The following is a 1,370-nucleotide window of genomic DNA, read 5'->3' on the forward strand; positions in this document are numbered from 1 at the left end:
TGAAAGAACATGATGTATTTAGCCAATTTGATATTATTAACGTTGCTGGTTCAGGAGATAATGATTCAGAAAATATAGAAGCTTTAGAGAAAGTAAAGAAAGCTATTGGAGACGATCCAGAGAACGCTTATACAATCACTATTACATGCGGCAAACTAACAACTGGTGTAAGTGTACCAGCTTGGACTGGTGTGATGATGCTGTCTAACACAACATCGCCATCTACTTATCTACAAACAGCTTTCCGTGTACAAACACCTGCTAATATTGGTGGACAAATTAAAACAGAATGCTATGTCTTCGACTTCGCACCTGATAGAACCTTAAAAATGGTGGCTCAAGCTGCACAGTTAAATACAAAGGCCGGTAGTTTAAATTCGCCGGATCAAAAGGCTGCCATGGCTACGTTCTTAAACTATTGTTCTGTTATCAGCAACGATAATAGCAAAATGAATGCTATTGATGTTGAACACATGTTACGCCAACTGAAGAGAGCTGCGGTCGATAAAGTTGTTTCAACGGGCTTTGATGATACTAATCTTTATACAGACGAGTTACTACGTCTTAACGAAGCTGATATTCAAGACTTCAATGACTTGAAAGCAATTATTGGTACATCCAAACAAGAAAAGAAACCTTTAGATGTGACGATTAATAATCAAGGATTTGATGATGAAGAGTGGCAAAAAGCTTTAGATGCTGAAAAAAAGAAACCAAAACAACGCACACCTGAAGAACAAGAGGCAATTGATAAATTAAATGAACTAAAAAAGCAGAAGAAAACAATGATTAGTATCTTACGAGGTATCAGTATTCGTATCCCGATGATGATTTTTGGTGCAAATATTGATGCCGATAAAGAAATCACATTGCGTAATTTTGTGAATTTAGTTGATGAAAAATCATGGAATGAATTTATGCCTCCTGGTGTGACAAAAGAGTTATTTAAAAAATTCAGCAAATATTACGATGCTGAAGTATTTGTAGAAGCGGGTTTAAAAATTCGTCGTAAAGCAAAAGCAGCGGATAAGAGCAGTTCCGTAAAAGAACGTGTAATGAAAATTGCAGATATTTTCGCTACCTTTAAAAACCCTGATAAAGAGACTGTTTTAACACCATGGAAAGTTGTCAACCGTCATTTAATCGAGACACTCGGTGGTGAATCATTTTTTGATGAAAAATTTGAATATGCCCTTCACGATGGAGAAAACACAAGACTCTATACTAAGCCAAACATTACTAAAAACTCTTTAATGAATAGTGATAGCAAGGTTTTAGAAATCAATTCAAAATCCGGTTTATATCCATTATTAGCTTGTTACAACATCTATCGTCAACGAGTAAATGAATTTAGAGCCAGTGTATCCAAT

Annotated in this window: 1 pseudogene; it reads left to right on the forward strand. The window is 35.5% G+C overall.

What is annotated here, in order from left to right:
• Positions 1-1,370 (forward strand): annotated as a pseudogene (locus QI30_RS20125) (Eco57I restriction-modification methylase domain-containing protein); the annotation flags it as partial.

Source organism: Candidatus Kurthia intestinigallinarum, assembly GCF_003991225.1.
Lineage (GTDB): Bacteria > Bacillota > Bacilli > Bacillales_A > Planococcaceae > Kurthia > Kurthia populi.